The 16,762-nt window shown below is 23.6% G+C and carries 19 protein-coding genes and 2 pseudogenes; 8 read left to right on the forward strand and 13 right to left on the reverse strand.

From position 1 onward, the window contains the following. Nucleotides 1-2: 2 nt before the first annotated feature. Genes AACL11_RS00330 through AACL11_RS00340 form a run of 3 tightly spaced genes read left to right on the forward strand, consistent with a single transcriptional unit; the run spans nucleotide 3 to nucleotide 3,370 of the window. Nucleotides 3-125 carry a hypothetical protein gene (locus AACL11_RS00330; protein WP_338973392.1) on the forward strand — a complete coding sequence of 41 codons (123 nt, stop codon included), beginning with the start codon at nucleotides 3-5 and terminating at the stop codon, nucleotides 123-125. 16 nt (nucleotides 126-141) lie between these two features. After that, a complete protein-coding gene (locus AACL11_RS00335; protein WP_338987781.1) occupies nucleotides 142-1,383 on the forward strand; it encodes a hypothetical protein in 1,242 nt (413 codons plus the stop codon). Then, nucleotides 1,334-3,370, forward strand: a complete 2,037-nt coding sequence (locus tag AACL11_RS00340) for a hypothetical protein (RefSeq protein WP_338987782.1) — start codon at nucleotides 1,334-1,336, stop codon at nucleotides 3,368-3,370. The genes AACL11_RS00335 and AACL11_RS00340 overlap by 50 nt, the downstream gene beginning before the upstream one ends. Here AACL11_RS00340 and AACL11_RS00345 read toward each other — a convergent pair whose 3' ends face one another. Together AACL11_RS00345 and AACL11_RS00350 are read right to left on the reverse strand one after the other, a co-directional pair. Then, nucleotides 3,371-3,565, reverse strand: coding sequence for a hypothetical protein (locus AACL11_RS00345; protein ID WP_338986707.1), 195 nt, complete (start codon nucleotides 3,563-3,565; stop codon nucleotides 3,371-3,373). Nucleotides 3,566-3,685: 120 nt separating this feature from the next. Next, entirely contained in the window at nucleotides 3,686-3,886 is a 201-nt protein-coding gene (locus tag AACL11_RS00350) for a hypothetical protein (protein ID WP_338987783.1), read from the reverse strand. Nucleotides 3,887-4,185: 299 nt separating this feature from the next. Between AACL11_RS00350 and AACL11_RS00355 the strand changes: the two genes are divergently transcribed. Then, nucleotides 4,186-5,181, forward strand: coding sequence for an Mbov_0401 family ICE element transposase-like protein (locus AACL11_RS00355; RefSeq protein ID WP_338987784.1), 996 nt, complete (start codon nucleotides 4,186-4,188; stop codon nucleotides 5,179-5,181). Here the strand turns inward: AACL11_RS00355 and AACL11_RS00360 are convergent, their stop codons facing one another. The 4 genes from AACL11_RS00360 to AACL11_RS00375 all read right to left on the reverse strand — a co-directional run bounded on the left by AACL11_RS00360 (nucleotide 5,182) and on the right by AACL11_RS00375 (nucleotide 7,084). After that, nucleotides 5,182-5,793, reverse strand: coding sequence for an IS630 family transposase (locus AACL11_RS00360; RefSeq protein ID WP_338987785.1), 612 nt, complete (start codon nucleotides 5,791-5,793; stop codon nucleotides 5,182-5,184). After that, on the reverse strand, nucleotides 5,750-6,322 hold the full coding sequence (locus tag AACL11_RS00365; RefSeq protein ID WP_338988471.1) for an IS630 family transposase: 573 nt from the start codon (nucleotides 6,320-6,322) through the stop codon (nucleotides 5,750-5,752). The genes AACL11_RS00360 and AACL11_RS00365 overlap by 44 nt, the downstream gene beginning before the upstream one ends. Next, nucleotides 6,279-6,638: a helix-turn-helix domain-containing protein gene (locus tag AACL11_RS00370; protein ID WP_338973555.1), complete on the reverse strand. Its 360-nt coding sequence runs from the start codon at nucleotides 6,636-6,638 to the stop codon at nucleotides 6,279-6,281. The genes AACL11_RS00365 and AACL11_RS00370 overlap by 44 nt, the downstream gene beginning before the upstream one ends. Before the next feature lie 113 nt (nucleotides 6,639-6,751). After that, nucleotides 6,752-7,084, reverse strand: coding sequence for an IS630 transposase-related protein (locus AACL11_RS00375; RefSeq protein WP_338987786.1), 333 nt, complete (start codon nucleotides 7,082-7,084; stop codon nucleotides 6,752-6,754). A 485-nt stretch (nucleotides 7,085-7,569) separates the two neighbouring features. Between AACL11_RS00375 and AACL11_RS00380 the strand changes: the two are divergent. The 4 genes and pseudogenes from AACL11_RS00380 to AACL11_RS00395 all read left to right on the forward strand — a co-directional run. Continuing rightward, nucleotides 7,570-7,851, forward strand: a pseudogene (locus tag AACL11_RS00380) (transposase); the annotation flags it as partial. A 28-nt stretch (nucleotides 7,852-7,879) separates the two neighbouring features. Next, nucleotides 7,880-8,356: pseudogene (locus AACL11_RS00385) on the forward strand (BspA family leucine-rich repeat surface protein); the annotation flags it as partial. A 335-nt stretch (nucleotides 8,357-8,691) separates the two neighbouring features. Next, complete coding sequence (rpsD, locus tag AACL11_RS00390; RefSeq protein WP_338987787.1) at nucleotides 8,692-9,303, forward strand: 30S ribosomal protein S4; 612 nt, start codon at nucleotides 8,692-8,694, stop codon at nucleotides 9,301-9,303. A 150-nt stretch (nucleotides 9,304-9,453) separates the two neighbouring features. Further along, nucleotides 9,454-10,574 (forward strand): IS3 family transposase gene (locus AACL11_RS00395; RefSeq protein ID WP_338987788.1). Its coding sequence is split into 2 segments (ribosomal slippage): nucleotides 9,454-9,697 and nucleotides 9,697-10,574, totalling 1,122 coding nucleotides; the frame shifts between segments, so codons are not numbered across the junction. On the opposite strand, the gene AACL11_RS00400 is transcribed toward AACL11_RS00395, so the two are convergent. From AACL11_RS00400 to AACL11_RS00430, 7 genes are all read right to left on the reverse strand, one after another. Then, nucleotides 10,530-10,958, reverse strand: coding sequence for a hypothetical protein (locus AACL11_RS00400; protein WP_338987789.1), 429 nt, complete (start codon nucleotides 10,956-10,958; stop codon nucleotides 10,530-10,532). The two genes, AACL11_RS00395 and AACL11_RS00400, sit on opposite strands and share 45 nt — an antisense overlap. Before the next feature lie 16 nt (nucleotides 10,959-10,974). After that, entirely contained in the window at nucleotides 10,975-12,591 is a 1,617-nt protein-coding gene (tyrS, locus tag AACL11_RS00405) for a tyrosine--tRNA ligase (RefSeq protein ID WP_338987790.1), read from the reverse strand. A gap of 8 nt (nucleotides 12,592-12,599) precedes the next feature. Beyond that, nucleotides 12,600-13,058, reverse strand: a complete 459-nt coding sequence (locus tag AACL11_RS00410; RefSeq protein ID WP_252319894.1) for a hypothetical protein — start codon at nucleotides 13,056-13,058, stop codon at nucleotides 12,600-12,602. A 235-nt stretch (nucleotides 13,059-13,293) separates the two neighbouring features. Next, nucleotides 13,294-13,590 (reverse strand): helix-turn-helix transcriptional regulator, encoded by a 297-nt coding sequence (locus AACL11_RS00415; RefSeq protein ID WP_338987791.1) that lies wholly within the window; start codon nucleotides 13,588-13,590, stop codon nucleotides 13,294-13,296. A gap of 34 nt (nucleotides 13,591-13,624) precedes the next feature. After that, nucleotides 13,625-14,572, reverse strand: coding sequence for a DNA-binding protein WhiA (gene whiA, locus AACL11_RS00420; protein ID WP_338987792.1), 948 nt, complete (start codon nucleotides 14,570-14,572; stop codon nucleotides 13,625-13,627). A 23-nt stretch (nucleotides 14,573-14,595) separates the two neighbouring features. Then, entirely contained in the window at nucleotides 14,596-15,561 is a 966-nt protein-coding gene (gene trxB, locus AACL11_RS00425; protein WP_338987793.1) for a thioredoxin-disulfide reductase, read from the reverse strand. Continuing rightward, complete coding sequence (locus AACL11_RS00430) at nucleotides 15,545-16,747, reverse strand: prolipoprotein diacylglyceryl transferase (protein ID WP_252319902.1); 1,203 nt, start codon at nucleotides 16,745-16,747, stop codon at nucleotides 15,545-15,547. Before AACL11_RS00430 ends, trxB begins: the two co-directional genes overlap by 17 nt. Nucleotides 16,748-16,762 lie beyond the last annotated feature (15 nt).

Below are 16,762 nucleotides of genomic sequence, written 5' to 3' on the forward strand. Positions count from 1 at the left end.
TTATGTTTTTTAAAATAATAAAAATTATTTTAGGTTTAATAGGAGTTTTATTATCTTCTGCAACAGCAGGTTTAATTATATTTATTATAGTAAAAATTGTATTAAAAATTAATCAAATATTTTAGAAAGGTGGTGAATATTATGTTAAATCCATTTAAGAGAAAAGAAAAAAGTAATATTAGTGATAATCAAAATGAAAAAGTAAAATTTTTAAATAATAAAAATAAAAGTACACATGCTTCCATTTTAAATTATTTTGGTTTTAATGATTTTAATCATGAAACTTATTTTACTGATTTTGTAGCAGAAAATAATGCTAATTTATATAATGCTCCATTAGATATTAATAATGAAACTATTAAACAATATTTAATTAAACAAGAGTTTTATAGAAAAAATTGAAATTCTATTTTTAAATTAAGTAAATTAGGAATTAGTGGTTATTTAATTTTTATTGCTAATGATGATTTATATTTTCAAGTAGTAGATATCCAACAAAGAGTTTATGATATTACTGGTAAATTAATTCAATGTACTATTTTTTATGATAGTTATCAACAAAATGCACAAATTGTAAGATTATTTGAAGTTTATACATTAAATAATGAACAAGTAACTATTAATCGTGCAATTTATAGTATTAGTGATAATAAAAAACAATTTCCATTAGATTTTAGAACATATAGTAATAACCCTAATTTAGCACAAGAACAAACACTAAATATTAACTATATACCAATAGCAATTATGCGAAATAAAGCAAATGAGTTAGCAGATTGTGATAAAGTAATGGATAAAATTAAAGCATTAGATGTTATTTATGAACAAATTGTTTTAGATACCATTTTAAATTCACCTAAATTTATATTTAGTCAAACTTATGGTAATGTTCAATCAGCATTAGAAGAAGCAGTAAGAACTTTGGTTACTAAAAACTACATATTTAAAAGTGGTGGAGATAATAATGAACAAAACGAAAATATCAATATGACAAATAGCAACTTTAAAGGTAAAAACTTAACTGATATATATGATTGAAATGTTAATGAAATATTTAAACGTTGTGGTATTCATATACCAAGTCAAAAGAAATCTGCACAACAATCAGTACCCGAAAGTACAGCAGTAAATATTTCAACCATTAATTATATTGAACAAAAATTATGACAATTTAATATTGATATTCTTAAATTTATTCAAATATTAGTACGTTTAGATAAAGATTTATTAAATAGTAAAACATTTAATATTAATGATGAACAAGAAATTAATAATTTAACAGTTAAACTACAATTATTTAATCCCGAAAATAACCAATTAATAGGAGAGAACAATGGAAAACAACAACAAACCACAAACGAAGTTTCCACAGAAACAAACTAAACTTAATCAAGCAGAAGTTGAAAATGATTATTTAATAGATAATATTCCTTATGATTTTACTAATATGATGAGAGCAACTAGTGACCCAGATATTAATAGAGCATACGATGAATTTAAAAAAAGAACGATTTATATTTATGAAATTGAACGTTTATTTAAAAATAATGAAAATAATAGTTTAAAATTTTCAGCAAATACTATTAAAATTGGTTTTATTGATATTGATAAAGTATTAAAAACTACTGCTGTTGAAACATCTGATTTTACTATGCAATTAAATCAAAGAGCAAGTACCAATATTAATGATAATACAATTGAATATAGTATGACTGATATTAAAAATTTAATATTTCAAGAAATAAATTTACTAAATCAATTTAAGTTATATGCTGTATCTATTAATGAACCATTAACTGAAAATAATATTGATAATTTATATATCATTAATAATTATTCACAACCTTATCAAAATCCAAAAACAAGAAGTACTAAAAGTATAACTATTATTAAAATTAAAGATTTTAAAACAAGAGATGGTTATCCAATTATTATTAAATTACAAAAACCATTAGATAAAGATACCAAAGTAATTGGTTTAAAAATTAAAGCCCCTAGAAGCATGATTTTTGGCAATATAAAGGTACTTGGCGAAGTTGATAATATGGAAGTATACCCAAAGTTGTTTGTTAAAGATAAGATAGCATTTCCACTGTTATCAATGCCTATTGAAACTCAACCAAAAGTTAGAATATTACAACAATGATTTAGTGAACAAATCTTACCTTGAAAATTAGCAAAACAATTTATAGGACAAGAAAAATCAGTTTTAGATTTAATTGCTATTGGTGGTGGTAAAGAAACAAGAAAAGAAATAATTAAAAACGCAAGAGTTACACATGCTTGATTAGGATATTTTTTAAGTTCTTATTCTTTTGGAGAATGACCATTAAAAGAAAAGAAAGAACTTAAAGATAAAGAAGTATGAAAAATTCAGAGTGGTCCAATTGGAAAAGAATATACAAGTATTGCTACATATGATAAATTTGATGATATTGAAGTTGAAATAAGTGATAAACCAACAATTGATAGTTTACAAAAAGTATTATTAGATATGCTATCTTATACATATAACTACAATAGAAATTTTGAAGGTGCTAAATATAATGATAAAACTGGTAAGCCCGATAATGATATAGCAAAATTAAGAGCAAAATTTGAAGGACAAAAACCTGATGAAGTAATAACTAATTTGTTTAAACAATGAGAATTAGATTATCCAAATTATATAAATTTATTACAAGTTAAAATATTTAAACAAATATTTATAATGTTATCAAAATATATTTATTCAAGTATGTCAATTAATAAAGGTTTAAATGATGATAATAAAATTTTATTACCTTATTTTTTCAAATTAAAATCAAAACCAATACATCAAAATGAAGATAAAATTTGAGAGTATAAAGATATAAAAGTTATATTACAATCTTCATATTTTGATTTGACCGATATTAATAATATCAAATTAAAAAATAATGATATTAGTCAAAATGAATTATTTAAACTTGATGATAATCAATTTAATTGATTATCAATTACAAACGAATTAGAAAGTAATAATATACCTTCATTAATTCCTGCTGATTGAACATTAGCTAATGGTGAATATGGAAAATACTTTACAAGAACAATTATTAGTAATAATAAAATTGAAAATGCTTTAAATTTATATGGTTCAAATAAATCTCGACTATTTTCTAAATTAGAATTTTATAAAGAAATTTTAAAAATTGATAATAATATTGAATTTGAATTACAAATTGAAAATCCCATTAATAATTTAAATCGGATTGAAATTAGTGGGATATTTGGTGCTGGTAATTATAATTTAATTTTAATAACAGATAAACAAGAAATAAACTTACAAAATATTAATTTATTTGATAAATATAATGAAAACATTTCTTATATAAATTTAGAGATATAATTATTCAAAATAATTATCTGTATAAGTACCATCTCATTTTATATCTTCATCATGATGTTTAACTTTAGCAAAATATAATTCAGTTTTATTAGGACTATCCCATTTATTTCATCAAATAGTTGTTGTTCCTAATACTACTTCTCCATTTGGTTCTAAATAGGATTTAACATTAGTACCTATATTATGAGTAAGCACCCCCCCATGATTAATCCTATTGTTCCAGTTGTTGCACCAGTTAGTGCTAATGCTAATGTTATTTTACTTAAATTTGTTTTTATTCATGTTTTCATATTAAATTACTCCTTACTTATATTTTTATAAAATTGTACAACGTTTTGAACAACATTTACTTTTTTTGATATTTTGTTTTTGTTTATTGTTTTTTATTTTTTTATCTTCTACTACTTCATTTAAATTTATATGTTCTCATACTTCTTCATTATAAGTGATTGATTGTCTAACTCCATTTATATTATCTACATATCATGTTGTTGTATTATTTTTAGATTTTTTCATATTAAATTACTCCTTTTTTCCTTGATTTTACTTATAAATTGTACTATTTTTGATTATTTTTACAAGTATGCTTTTAAATGCAAAATAACGCCTAAATTAAAGGCGTTTATTTTATGAGACCTATACTATTAATTATATTGAAATTGTTTATTATATTTTAAATATGAAAGTGGTTTTTTAAATATTTTTGATTTAATTTTAAATTACACTTATATATGTATATAATAAACAAGTAAATTAATTTTTTAAAAATATTTACAATAAATTTAGATTTTTTTAAAATAGTTAGGAGAAAAAATATGAGTTTTAATTACTTATGAACTTTAAATGAAGCAACTAAAAGAATGTATCAATCATTTAGAGATGATGTAAAAAATCAATGAGAAAAAACAGATTGAAGAATATTAAAAGAAAGAGATAGAAAATATATTCCAGTTAAAATTAAAGAAAGAACTAGAAATACTATCAATGGTCTTGTTACTTATAACTGTCGTGATTATAAATATTATGATGAACAATTAAAAAAATGAGTAAGAGTTTGTTTATTAGATGAAGAATTGCAATTACCTAAATACAAAAGGACTTGTCAAGATATCAAAAATAATGTTATTAAACATTTTGCAGATGGAAAAAAATATCGTGATATTTTACATACTATGAAACAAACAAAATTTAGTACAACAAGTATTGGAAGAGTATTTCAAGAATATCAAGTCAATAAATTGGATGTTCCTAAAATAAAATTAGAACCAAATCAATTTATTTATATTAGTATTGATGATGGACATCGTAAGTTTTGAAAATTTAAACGTAATTCTGGTAAATATTCAATGCGCTTAGTATTATTTTGTACAGATAATATTAATCATAAATTAGTTAATAAAAGAGTAGATGTAATAATAAGACCAACAAAAACAGCAATTGGTGTTAAAAAAACTGCTGAATTTATTTTACAACAAGGAAATAGATTTTTTGAAAATTTTGACCAAGCAAAAATTATTATTTGTGGTGATAGTGCAGAATGAATTAAAGATGTTGCTGATTATTTAGGTGCACAATTTGTTTTAGATAAATTCCATTTAGTTAAAAAGTTATATGTAGGAATAATTGCTGGAAATAAAGGAAAATATTGAAACGAATATAATACTTGTAGAAATTTTATTGAAAATGGTCAATATGATGAGTTAATAAAATATATGAATGAAATATTAAAAAATCATAAAAAATTAAAAAAACAATATTTTAAAAATAATAAACAAGGTATTCAAAATCAAGGTGCTAAATGAAATATATAGCTAACTAAAGTAATGTTTACTCATATCTTGAAAAACAAAATCAATCGCGTTTTTAATATTTGGTCAATAATTTGGTAATATTTTTCTTATATTATGTTTTATAGCAAATCAAAAATGTTCAATTGGATTTAAATTAGGAGAATATGGTGGAAGAAATAATAGTTTGCATCCAGCATTTTCAATTAATTGTTTTGTTGCTTTAGATTTATGAAACGTCGCATTATCTAAAACTATAATTTGTCCACACTTTAATACTGGAATTAGTATATTTTTAACATATGATTCAAAAATTTTACTATTGCAATGTCCTTCAAATGCTCATAGAGCTTTTAATTTACCTTTATTTAGTGCACCAATTATACTCATTCTCTTTATTTTATATGCAGGTTTATTATCAAATAATCTTTTACCTTTTTCAGACCAACCATATTTATAAAATTCATTATCATCAATTCCAGATTCATCAATATATACCAAATCTTCATTCATTATTTTCGCTATTTCTTTTAAAAAATCTTCTTGTTTATTTTTATCTCTTTGTTCATATAGAAAAGTTTTTTTTATATAGCTAACTAAAGTAATGTTTACTCATATCTTGAAAAACAAAATCAATCGCGTTTTTAATATTTGGTCAATAATTTGGTAATATTTTTCTTATATTATGTTTTATAGCAAATCAAAAATGTTCAATTGGATTTAAATTAGGAGAATATGGTGGAAGAAATAATAGTTTGCATCCAGCATTTTCAATTAATTGTTTTGTTGCTTTAGATTTATGAAACGTCGCATTATCTAAAACTATAATTTGTCCACACTTTAATACTGGAATTAGTATATTTTTAACATATGATTCAAAAATTTTACTATTGCAATGTCCTTCAAATGCTCATAGAGCTTTTAATTTACCTTTATTTAGTGCACCAATTATACTCATTCTCTTTATTTTATATGCAGGTTTATTATCAAATAATCTTTTACCTTTTTCAGACCAACCATATTTATAAAATTCATTATCATCAATTCCAGATTCATCAATATATACCAAATCTTCATTCATTATTTTCGCTATTTCTTTTAAAAAATCTTCTTGTTTATTTTTATCTCTTTGTTCATATAGAAAAGTTTTTTTTATATGTATAATTTAGTTTTTTGAAATAGTTATAAACTGTTTCTTTTGTCATATCACCAAATTTTTCAATTACTTTTTGAACTGTAACATCTTTATTTTCTGCTAAATAATTTTTTAATTCATCTAAATCCTTTATTTTGTGGCTATGTCCTTTTTGATAATTCAAAATTGGTTTTATATTTCCGGTTTTTTGCTTTCTTTTTCTTCATAAAAATAAAGTCTTTCTAGTGATATTGAACACTTTACAAATTTCTTTAATTTTCATGTTTTTACTTTCATAAACTTCTATTACTTTTCTTCGTAAGTCCTCACTGTATGGTTTTGGCATAATTTAATCTTCCTAATCTATTTTAATTATTGCTGAATTATACTTGTAAGTGCAAGAATTGTTTAAATTACATATTATTATTTTACATTATTTATGAGTAAACATTACTTTCGTTAGCTATATGTATAATTTAGTTTTTTGAAATAGTTATAAACTGTTTCTTTTGTCATATCACCAAATTTTTCAATTACTTTTTGAACTGTAACATCTTTATTTTCTGCTAAATAATTTTTTAATTCATCTAAATCCTTTATTTTGTGGCTATGTCCTTTTTGATAATTCAAAATTGGTTTTATATTTCCGGTTTTTTGCTTTCTTTTTCTTCATAAAAATAAAGTCTTTCTAGTGATATTGAACACTTTACAAATTTCTTTAATTTTCATGTTTTTACTTTCATAAACTTCTATTACTTTTCTTCGTAAGTCCTCACTGTATGGTTTTGGCATAATTTAATCTTCCTAATCTATTTTAATTATTGCTGAATTATACTTGTAAGTGCAAGAATTGTTTAAATTACATATTATTATTTTACATTATTTATGAGTAAACATTACTTTCGTTAGCTATAGGTACTTTTGCTGAAAGTAATTTTTGATATATTTTAAAAGAAATGCTTGGTAATAGAACATATAGTATAAATATTTATATTAAAATGGTTATTTTTAAGTGTAATCTTGTAAATTCCAAAACATAATCAAAATTTTTTATTAAAATATTAAAAACTTATTAAATTAAAAGTTAATAAGAATTTTTGTTGTGTATTTATATTAAATGTTCTTATTGATTTTTTCAATATTTGTATTTTAATTGAAATTAATTTAATTTAGTAGTAAAATGTATTTACAATTGCATATAATTACAGTTATTTCTTGTCTATAATTTGAAAGAAATGTTTAAAAAGTAATTATATCCTCCGTTTTTGTTACCGTCCCAAGAAAATCTTTCTACAGTTCAAAAAATAATAGTAGATGCTGGCTATACTGGTGAAAAATTTGCTTCTGCAATCAAAACAATCATAAATGCAAATGTTGAAGTTGTAAAACGTAATGAATTACATTCTTTTGTAGTACTACCAAAAAGATGAGTTGTAGAACGAAGCTTTGCATGATTAGAAAAATGCAGAAGATTATGAAAAAATTGTGAAAGAAAACTAAATACTAGTTTACAAATGGTTGTTCTTTCCTTTATTTCAATTTTATTAAAAAGATTCTAAACAGGTTCTTACACAATCATTCAATCAAAATATTTCAAAATGAAATGTTTCAAATGTAACAACTATGCATAATATGTTTGGTGGTGCTTCAAAATTCAATCAAGATCTTTCAAAGTGAAATACTTCTAATGTAACAAATATTAGTTACATGTTTTACTATGCAAAATACTTTAATGGAAATATTTTAAACTGAAATACTTCTAAAGTAACAGATATGAGTTACATGTTTTGTAATGCTCTTGAATTTGATAAAGAGCTTTCAAAATGAAATACTTCTAAAGTAACAGACATGCGTAGTATGTTTGCTGGTGCTGAAAAATTTAATCAAGATCTTTCAAATTGAGATACTTCTAATGTAAAAGATATGAATTTTATGTTCTATGATGCAAAAAAATTTAATCAAGATATTTCAAAATGAAATGTAAAAAAAGTCATAGAATATATTGACTTTTTCTGGAATTCAGGAATAACTGATGACAAAAAAATACCAAAATTCAATAACTAACTTTTTTAAATTAAATACTAAATTTTATTATATAAATTTAAATTATTTTTTAAAAATAATAATAACTAAAATTTAATGATATTTAATTGCAAAAATGAAAAATAATATTTGACAAATAACATTACTTATCCTATAATTAACAAGCATTCACGAAAGCAGCAAATAAGTATTATTAAGTTGCAAATAGTTTACCCTCAAAGATTATTCTTTTTATTAGTAGAATTTTCTATTAATCTTAATAGTAACCAGTGCTGTTCTGGCGAATTGTAAACTATCTTAATGAGAACTTATTAAAGTCTCTTTGTGTTTGTATACATTCCAAGGAGGTTTTTATTATGTCAAGATATACTGGTCCGGTTTTTAGAAAATCAAGAAGATTAAACTTCTCAATTCTTGAATCTGGTAAAGAATTTGCAAAAGGAAAAAAGCGAACATTCGCTCCTGGACAACACGGTCAAAAAAGAATTAAACTTTCTAACTATGGATTACAATTACAAGAAAAACAAAAAATTCGTTTCACTTATGGTTTAAATGCTCGTCAAATGAAAAATTTATTTGATGAATCAAAAAAAACTCATGGTGTTACTGGTACTAACTTGTTGGTATTCTTAGAATCAAGATTAGATAATATTGTTTTTCGTTTAAGTTTATCTTTAACAAGAAAAGGTGCTCGTCAATTAGTAAATCATGGTCATGTTTTAGTTAATGGTAAAAAAGTTAATATTCCTTCATATCGTGTTAAAATAGGAGATAAAATTACTATTACTGAAAAAGCACAAAAAAATGCAAAAATTATTGAAGCATTAAGCGCTAATGCTTCAACATTACCATTTATTGAATTCAATAAAAAAACATTTATTGGTACATATGTACGTCATCCACTACGTGACGAACTAAATACTGATATTAATGAAGCATTAGTTGTTGAATCATATGGACGTGCTTAAAATTAATAATTAATTTAAAATCTGTTATCAATTGATAACAGATTTATTTTTTTAGATGGTAAATATCAATAAAATGGATGGGTTACAATTTATTGGACACTAATTACGTAGACAAGTAAACAAATTTGTTAAAAGAAAGGAACTATAATTATGGCCAATATTAACTCATATACCGATGAATTTAAAAAACAAATAGTAGCTTTATATCAAAGTGGCAAATCAGTATCTTGCCTTGCTAAAGAATATAATGTTACAAGAGCAGCTACTTACAATTGAATTAAGCAATTTAGTAATTCAGGAAGTTTTAAAACTAAAGATAATCGTTCTTTTGAAGAAAATGAATTAATTAAATTAAGAAAAGAATTAAAGCAATTACGAATGGAAAATGATATTTTAAAGCAAGCAGCACTAATAATAGGCAGAAAATAGAAATTATTGTCAAAAATAAAGCTAAATATAAAATTCGCACAATGTGTCGTTTTTTAAAAATATCTAAATCAACATATTATTTTAATTTAAAGAAAAAAGAAAATAAAATCAAAAATAATATTTATGATGAAGCTGTTATTAGTGCTTTTAAAGAAAATAAAGAAGTTTATGGTACTAGAAGATTAAAAAAAATTCTAGAAAACCAAGAAATTTATTTATCGCGCAGAAAAATTAAAAAAATTATGAATGAACATAATTTAATATCAAAATATACTAAATTATCATTCAAAAATCATAATAACAAAGTTAACGATAGTCAAATAACTAATCTTGTTAATAGAAAATTTAAGAATAGGATTAAAAATGAAGTTATTGTTAGTGATTTAACTTATGTACAAGTTAATGGTAGGTGAAACTATATTTGCCTATTAATAGACCTATTTAACCGCGAAATTATCGGACATAGTGTTGGAGTTAAAAAAGATGCATCATTAGTACATCAAGCATTTATGCAATCAAATCGCTGTTTAAAAGATATTCAAATATTTCATAGTGATCGCGGTAATGAATTTAACAATAAAATTATTGATAAACTTTTACTAGCATTCAACATTAACCGTTCTTTAAGTAAAAAAGGTTGTCCTTATGATAATGCTGTTGCTGAAGCAACTTTTAAAACTTTTAAAACCGAATTTATTAATGATAAAAATTTTACATCATTAATCCAATTAAAATTAGAATTATTTGATTACATCAATTGATATAACAATATAAGAATTCACAGCACTTTAAACTACTTAACTCCAGTTAAATATCAACAACAAATGTCTACCAAAAAATAGTCCTAAAAAGTGTTGCCATTCCAGTTCAATTTTATTTTTATTAAAAAGTACAAAATATAAAATAATATAGATTATTCAAAATAAAATATTAATACCAATAATTCAAACAATAGCATATATCAAAAATCCAATATTATCAGTTAATAAATTCTTAAATGAAGCAAAACTACCGGTAAGGTCACTAAACCATGGTGATACCATATTTTTAAAAGAATTTATTAACATTGGTTTAAATGCCAACATTAAACCAATACTAAGTAAATTACCAGCGCTAATAAATGTTAATGCTCTTCCCCCAATAAAAAAACCAGTAACAATACCAAAAATAATAATAGCAAAAATAATAATATCCCATAATAATGGAGAAACATTAATAAATATCATATTTAAATACCCTTCCTTATTTATGAACAACTATAAAATAATGACGCTTACCTTTTTTAATAACTGTTACTTGATTATTAATTGCATTTTTTTTACTAATAAGAAAATTTATATTGGTAATTTTTTCACCATTAACAACAATTGAACCTTGCATAATTAGTTCTCTTGCTATTCTTTTTGAATTACAAATTTGATTATTAACTAAAAAATCAATTATTTGTTCATTATGATTAAGATTAAAATGTGGTACATCTTTTAAAACGTGTAAAATCTCAGATGATTTCATTTGATGAATCCGGTCGTGGAAAAAAGCATTAGTAATATTAATAGCACTAAAATATCCATTTAATTTATGAATAAATACTGTTAATAAAGCTGCTAAAATCTTTTGTCCATAATGTTGCTTAACATCACTGTTATGAATTACTAAAATTTTTGCTATTTGTTCTTCACTAAATAAAGTTAAAGAATTAAAAAAAGTAGGCAAATCTTTATCTTCTTGATTAAATAAAAATTGATATAACTCATAAGGTGAAGTTTTTTCACTATTTAAAAATATAGCACCTTTTTCGCTTTTACCAAATTTTTCACCATTAGATTTAGTTAATAAATTAATAGTAATACCAGCAGCATAATGTTCATCACCTTTTTGTTTTCTAATTAAATCTAAACCGGAAGTAATATTTCCTCATTGATCACTACCACCAGATTGAATATAACATTGCTCTTTTTCATATAAATGATAAAAATCATACGCTTGTAATACCATATAAGAAAATTCAGTATAAGAAATTCCAGAATTTAAACGATTAGCAATCATTTCTTTGCCTAACATTTGATTAACATTAAAATGCTTACCAATATCACGCAAAAAAGTTGTAATTGTTAGTGGACCTAATCATGTTTGATTATTAATAATTTTAATTGGCTTAATTTTATTGTTTAATGTTCCCAATGGTAATTTTAAAAATGTAATTCAAGTTTCTACATAACTATCACAATAATTTAACAATTGTTTAAAGGAAAGATTATTTAAATCACTTTTCATAGTAATTCACTTTTGATCAAAATTACAAATTTCATATAAAGTTTTTAGTAATGATGCTGATAATCCTAATTCTTCTCAAGGTAAGGGCAATGTTTTTAAAATACTACTTAAAGTTTGTTGATATTGATTATTTGGATTAATACTTTTAATAATCATCTCTAATGTTTCATATTCTTTATCATTTAATAAATTACATGTTTTAATTAATTCTAATGATGTTAAATTATCAATATTTTCATAACTTAATAATGTCACTAACTGCTCTTTTATTTTTCTAACATTAGTTTGTAACACATTTTCATCTAATAAATTACGTTCTTTATTTTTACCACTTGGATCACCAATCATTGCTGTTGTACCACCAATAACAGCAATTGGTTGAAAACCAAATATAGCAAAACGATGCAATAAAATAATTTGTAGTAAATTACCTAAATGTAATGAATCATTACTTGGATCAAAACCACAATATATTCCTTTTCCTAATTTTCCTGCATTAATTACTTTATCTATGCTACTAATATCTTTTAAGATATTACGTCATTTTAATTCGTCAATAATATTGGATTTTATTATATTATTCATAGCATCTCCTATTTATTTTCATCTAAAATATCATCAACTAACAAATCAATAGTTGTAATAACTGTATCGTTATTATTACTTGCATTATTGTAATTAATAGATGTAGTTTCTTTAAATATTTTATCGCGAAATTCTAGATAGCGCGATGGTAAACTATCATATATTTGTTGTTGTTCTCTATTTTTTTTAATTTGTGCAATTCTAGTATTATCAAGATTACTAGAATTATTATACGCTACTTCTTTTTCACGAAAAATATTTTCTTTAGTTTTTTTATCAACATATTGCTCAATAGCGCTAGAACTACTATCGGCTTTTTTAATATTAATTGGAATCGTAGTTATTTTTTGATGATTAAGACCAAATATAGGTGAAATAATACTACTTAATTGATAAGGCTCTTTTTTAGCATTATCAACATTAGTAGTAACATTTTCAATTTCAACTTCTGTATTTTCTATTGTCATAATAACTCCTTAATGATAATCAATAATTAAATTATAACATTTTAATGATTAATTATTCCTAATATAAGGTGAATAATTTTCATAATCTTCATTAAGATAAAAAATTACTAGTGAATATCAATTAATTTTATAAAAAGTACTAATACTTTTCTCAAATTTATTTTTAATAAAAAATAAAATAATAAAAAAGTAGTACTTATTTATAAAGTACTACTAAAAGTGTATTAAATTGATTTTATTCAACACTAAATGTGTCATATAAATTTAAAGTATCAATATTATCAAACCCTACAGCAAAAAACTCACTAATAGATGAATCCAACCCATTAATTATTTTTAAGATTGCAACTAAAGATACGTTTCTTGTTCCTCTTTCAGCATCAGAAATATAATTACGATGTAGGCCGCTTGCTTCTCCAAGTTTCTCTTGTGAAAATTTTCTACCTTTTTGATTACGTAAAGTTTTCATTCGTTTTCCAAAAGCATTCAATAAATCTTGACGACCTTTGCTTAAAATTTCTTTCTTTTTCATTGTATGGCCTCCTCTTATACTTTTTATTATTAACTTACAATGTTTCTTGATACTTTTTCTTAATTTCGCGAATTAAATGATTAACCCCAGACTTAGTAATGACAAAATCAGTTTCTTGATAGTAAAGTTCACCCAATTCTGAAAGTGATGCTTCAGGATTTTTTAATCTTAAATTTGAAATAATTTGAGCTTTTAATGACAACGCTTTGAAAAGTTTTTTATCCTTTAAAACAGAAATCATTATAACTTGCTGGTCTCCAGCATTTAAAATTTTTTGTTGATTAGAAATATCAATATTATTAAAACGATTAATATTATTAAATAATTCTCGTGAAATGCGTTTATCTTCAAAAGCGAAAACTGCTTGTGGACAATCAATTATTTTTAAAAAGTCAGAAATTACATTAGATTTTTTTAGATAAAGCACCGTTTTATTACGACGTTTTATTGTTTTAAAGTTTAATTTAAAAATTTGTAATAAAATATTTTTAATTTTTTTAGCCAACATATCATTATGAAATTGTAATTCCAAATGGTAGTTAGGTGTTGAAGGAGAATTGATACTGCCAACTACAAGGAAGATTCCTGCGATATACGCTCTTATACAATGCTCTTTTATTATATGCTGGTGCATAGCTTCTTTCTCAATAAAAAGATATTTATCTTGAAGCATTAAATCATTAATAATAAAATCAATTTTATTATTAATACGAATATTATACACCTTTGGACGCTCAAATTTATTTAAAACATCCACCATAACTATCAATTTTACGTCTTTATATTGATTTTTTAAAAATTTATATATTAACCTAGTGGTTTTGTTATGAAAACTATGAATAATAATCTCATTATTTATTTTATCTGAATTTGTAATCTTACCATTAATAAGCGAATATGCTGATAGCAAAGATTTCTGACAACAATTTTTAAAACTTTTTTGACAGATTTCATCTTTTACACTTGTTGTAAATGATATCATTACTATCACCTCAATTGTACACTTTATTCATTAAAATTATCAATAAAATTTATTAAATATTGTGCTGCAATCGCTCCATCGTTAACAGCAGTTACTATTTGTCTTAAATTTTTAGCAATTACATCACCAGCTGCATATAATCCTGGGATTTTAGTTTGACACTTATCATTAACTATAATATAACCATTGCTATCACAAATATCTAAATCTTTAACAAATTTTGTAACAGGATCAGAACCAATATAAGGAAATAAGGCATCAGTAGTAATTTCACTAATTTCCTTAGTTTTAATATTTTGAATTTCTAATTTACCTACTTTTTTCTTATCCTCAGTACCTAATACTTTTAATACAACATGATCAGTTATTAAATTAATATTTTCATTATTTTTAACTTTATTAACAGTTTTATCATCAGCACGAAATTGATCACGACGATGAATAAGATTAACTTTATTAGTAAATCTTGTTAAATATAAAGATTCTTCACAAGCAGCATAACCACCGCCAACTACACTAATAATTTTATTCTTAAATAAAGCACCATCACAAACAGCACAATAAGAAACACCACGATTAGCATATTCTTCTTCACCAAGAACACCAATTTTACGTTCTAATGAACCAGTAGCTATAATTACTCCTTTAGCAATAAGAACATCACCACTACTTAAAAGGACTGTTTTAATTTTATGATTTTCACTATCTGTAATTTTAATAACCTCATCAGTAACAAATTCAACTTGTAGTTTCTCAACTTGCTTTTGCATTTTTTCTGATAATTCAGGCCCTAAAATATAATCATAACCTGGATAATTTTCAATTTCAGAAGTTTTAATCATTTTTCCACCAACAATATATTTTTCAATAATCACAGTTTTAAGATTTGCTCTTTGTGCATAAATAGCAGCTGTCATTCCTGCTGGACCACCACCAATAACTACTAAATCATAATCATATTTATTTTCTTTATTAGTATGATTTTTCATATAATCATTCTCCTTTACGAAATCTTGATGGTGCAATAATTTGTGCAAATATTACTAAAATAACACCTAAAATAATTCACATTCCAGAAACTATCATTGAAGTTGAAACATTGGCTATTTTCATAATGTCTCTATTATCACGAAGTGGTTCTAAAATCATTCTAATAATACCATAAAAGACAAAGTATAAACTACCTGATACTCCTGCATACGTTACTCGATAATTATTAGGATTATACATAGTATTTAAAGATTTAGAATGTGGTTGCATATTATATTTAATCTTTAAATATCATTTTTTTATCTTTGATTTAACTTTTGAATGTGTTTTAACATCTTTTCAAGGTATTTTTTCAAAACTTTTAACACTATTCTTATTGGGTGTAAAATCAAAATATGCTTGTTTTCAACTTTCATATTTAAATTTACGATATCCATGAATTTTTTTAATAACCGTTCAAGGTTTTAAAAAATCTTTTCCAACAATTGGATTAGTCTTTAAAGGCGAAATAAATTGCGAAGAATCTAATTTTCATGGTTTTTTACTAAATATTTGTCCTGTTTTTGGTACAAAAAACGTTAAAAAGAATCAACCAAATAATGAAGATAATGACTCATATAAAAATAAAGGTTGACGATAAACAGCAACAGGATCTGGTTTATCGCTATTAAAACCATAATGTAAATGATTATTTATTCATGTTGGTAATCAACTGAAAGGATGACCAACATCAGTTCCTAGTAATTCTTGATTAAAAAAATTACCTCATCTACCAATTGCTTGACCTAATAAAATATTTGGAACAATACAATCAATAAAAACTCACATTGAAATTTGTAACTGTTTTGAAGTACGATAAAAAATAAAGAACCCCACTATCATTCCAACTGTAACGCCTCCTTCAATTGCCATACCGCCTCTTCAAACGGCAACTACATCAAGTGCATTTTCAATTGTGCTAGTATTATTAAGAACATATCATGCTCTTGCTCCTATTAATCCTGCTAATGCAATAACTAATGTTCCTCATTCTAAAGTTTTAGTTGGAATATTACGACGATATAATTTTATTCATGAAGCAATGACAGCAGTTAAAAAACCTATTGCCATTAATACTGAATAAATATGAATTCCCGTTCCCGGAATATCGGTAATTAAACTATTGTATCCATCATCATTAATCATATTTTTTCCTTTTTG

The sequence above is a fragment of the Spiroplasma endosymbiont of Dasysyrphus albostriatus genome, from assembly GCF_964019495.1.
Classification (GTDB): Bacteria; Bacillota_I; Bacilli_A; order Mycoplasmatales; family VBWQ01; genus Spiroplasma_E.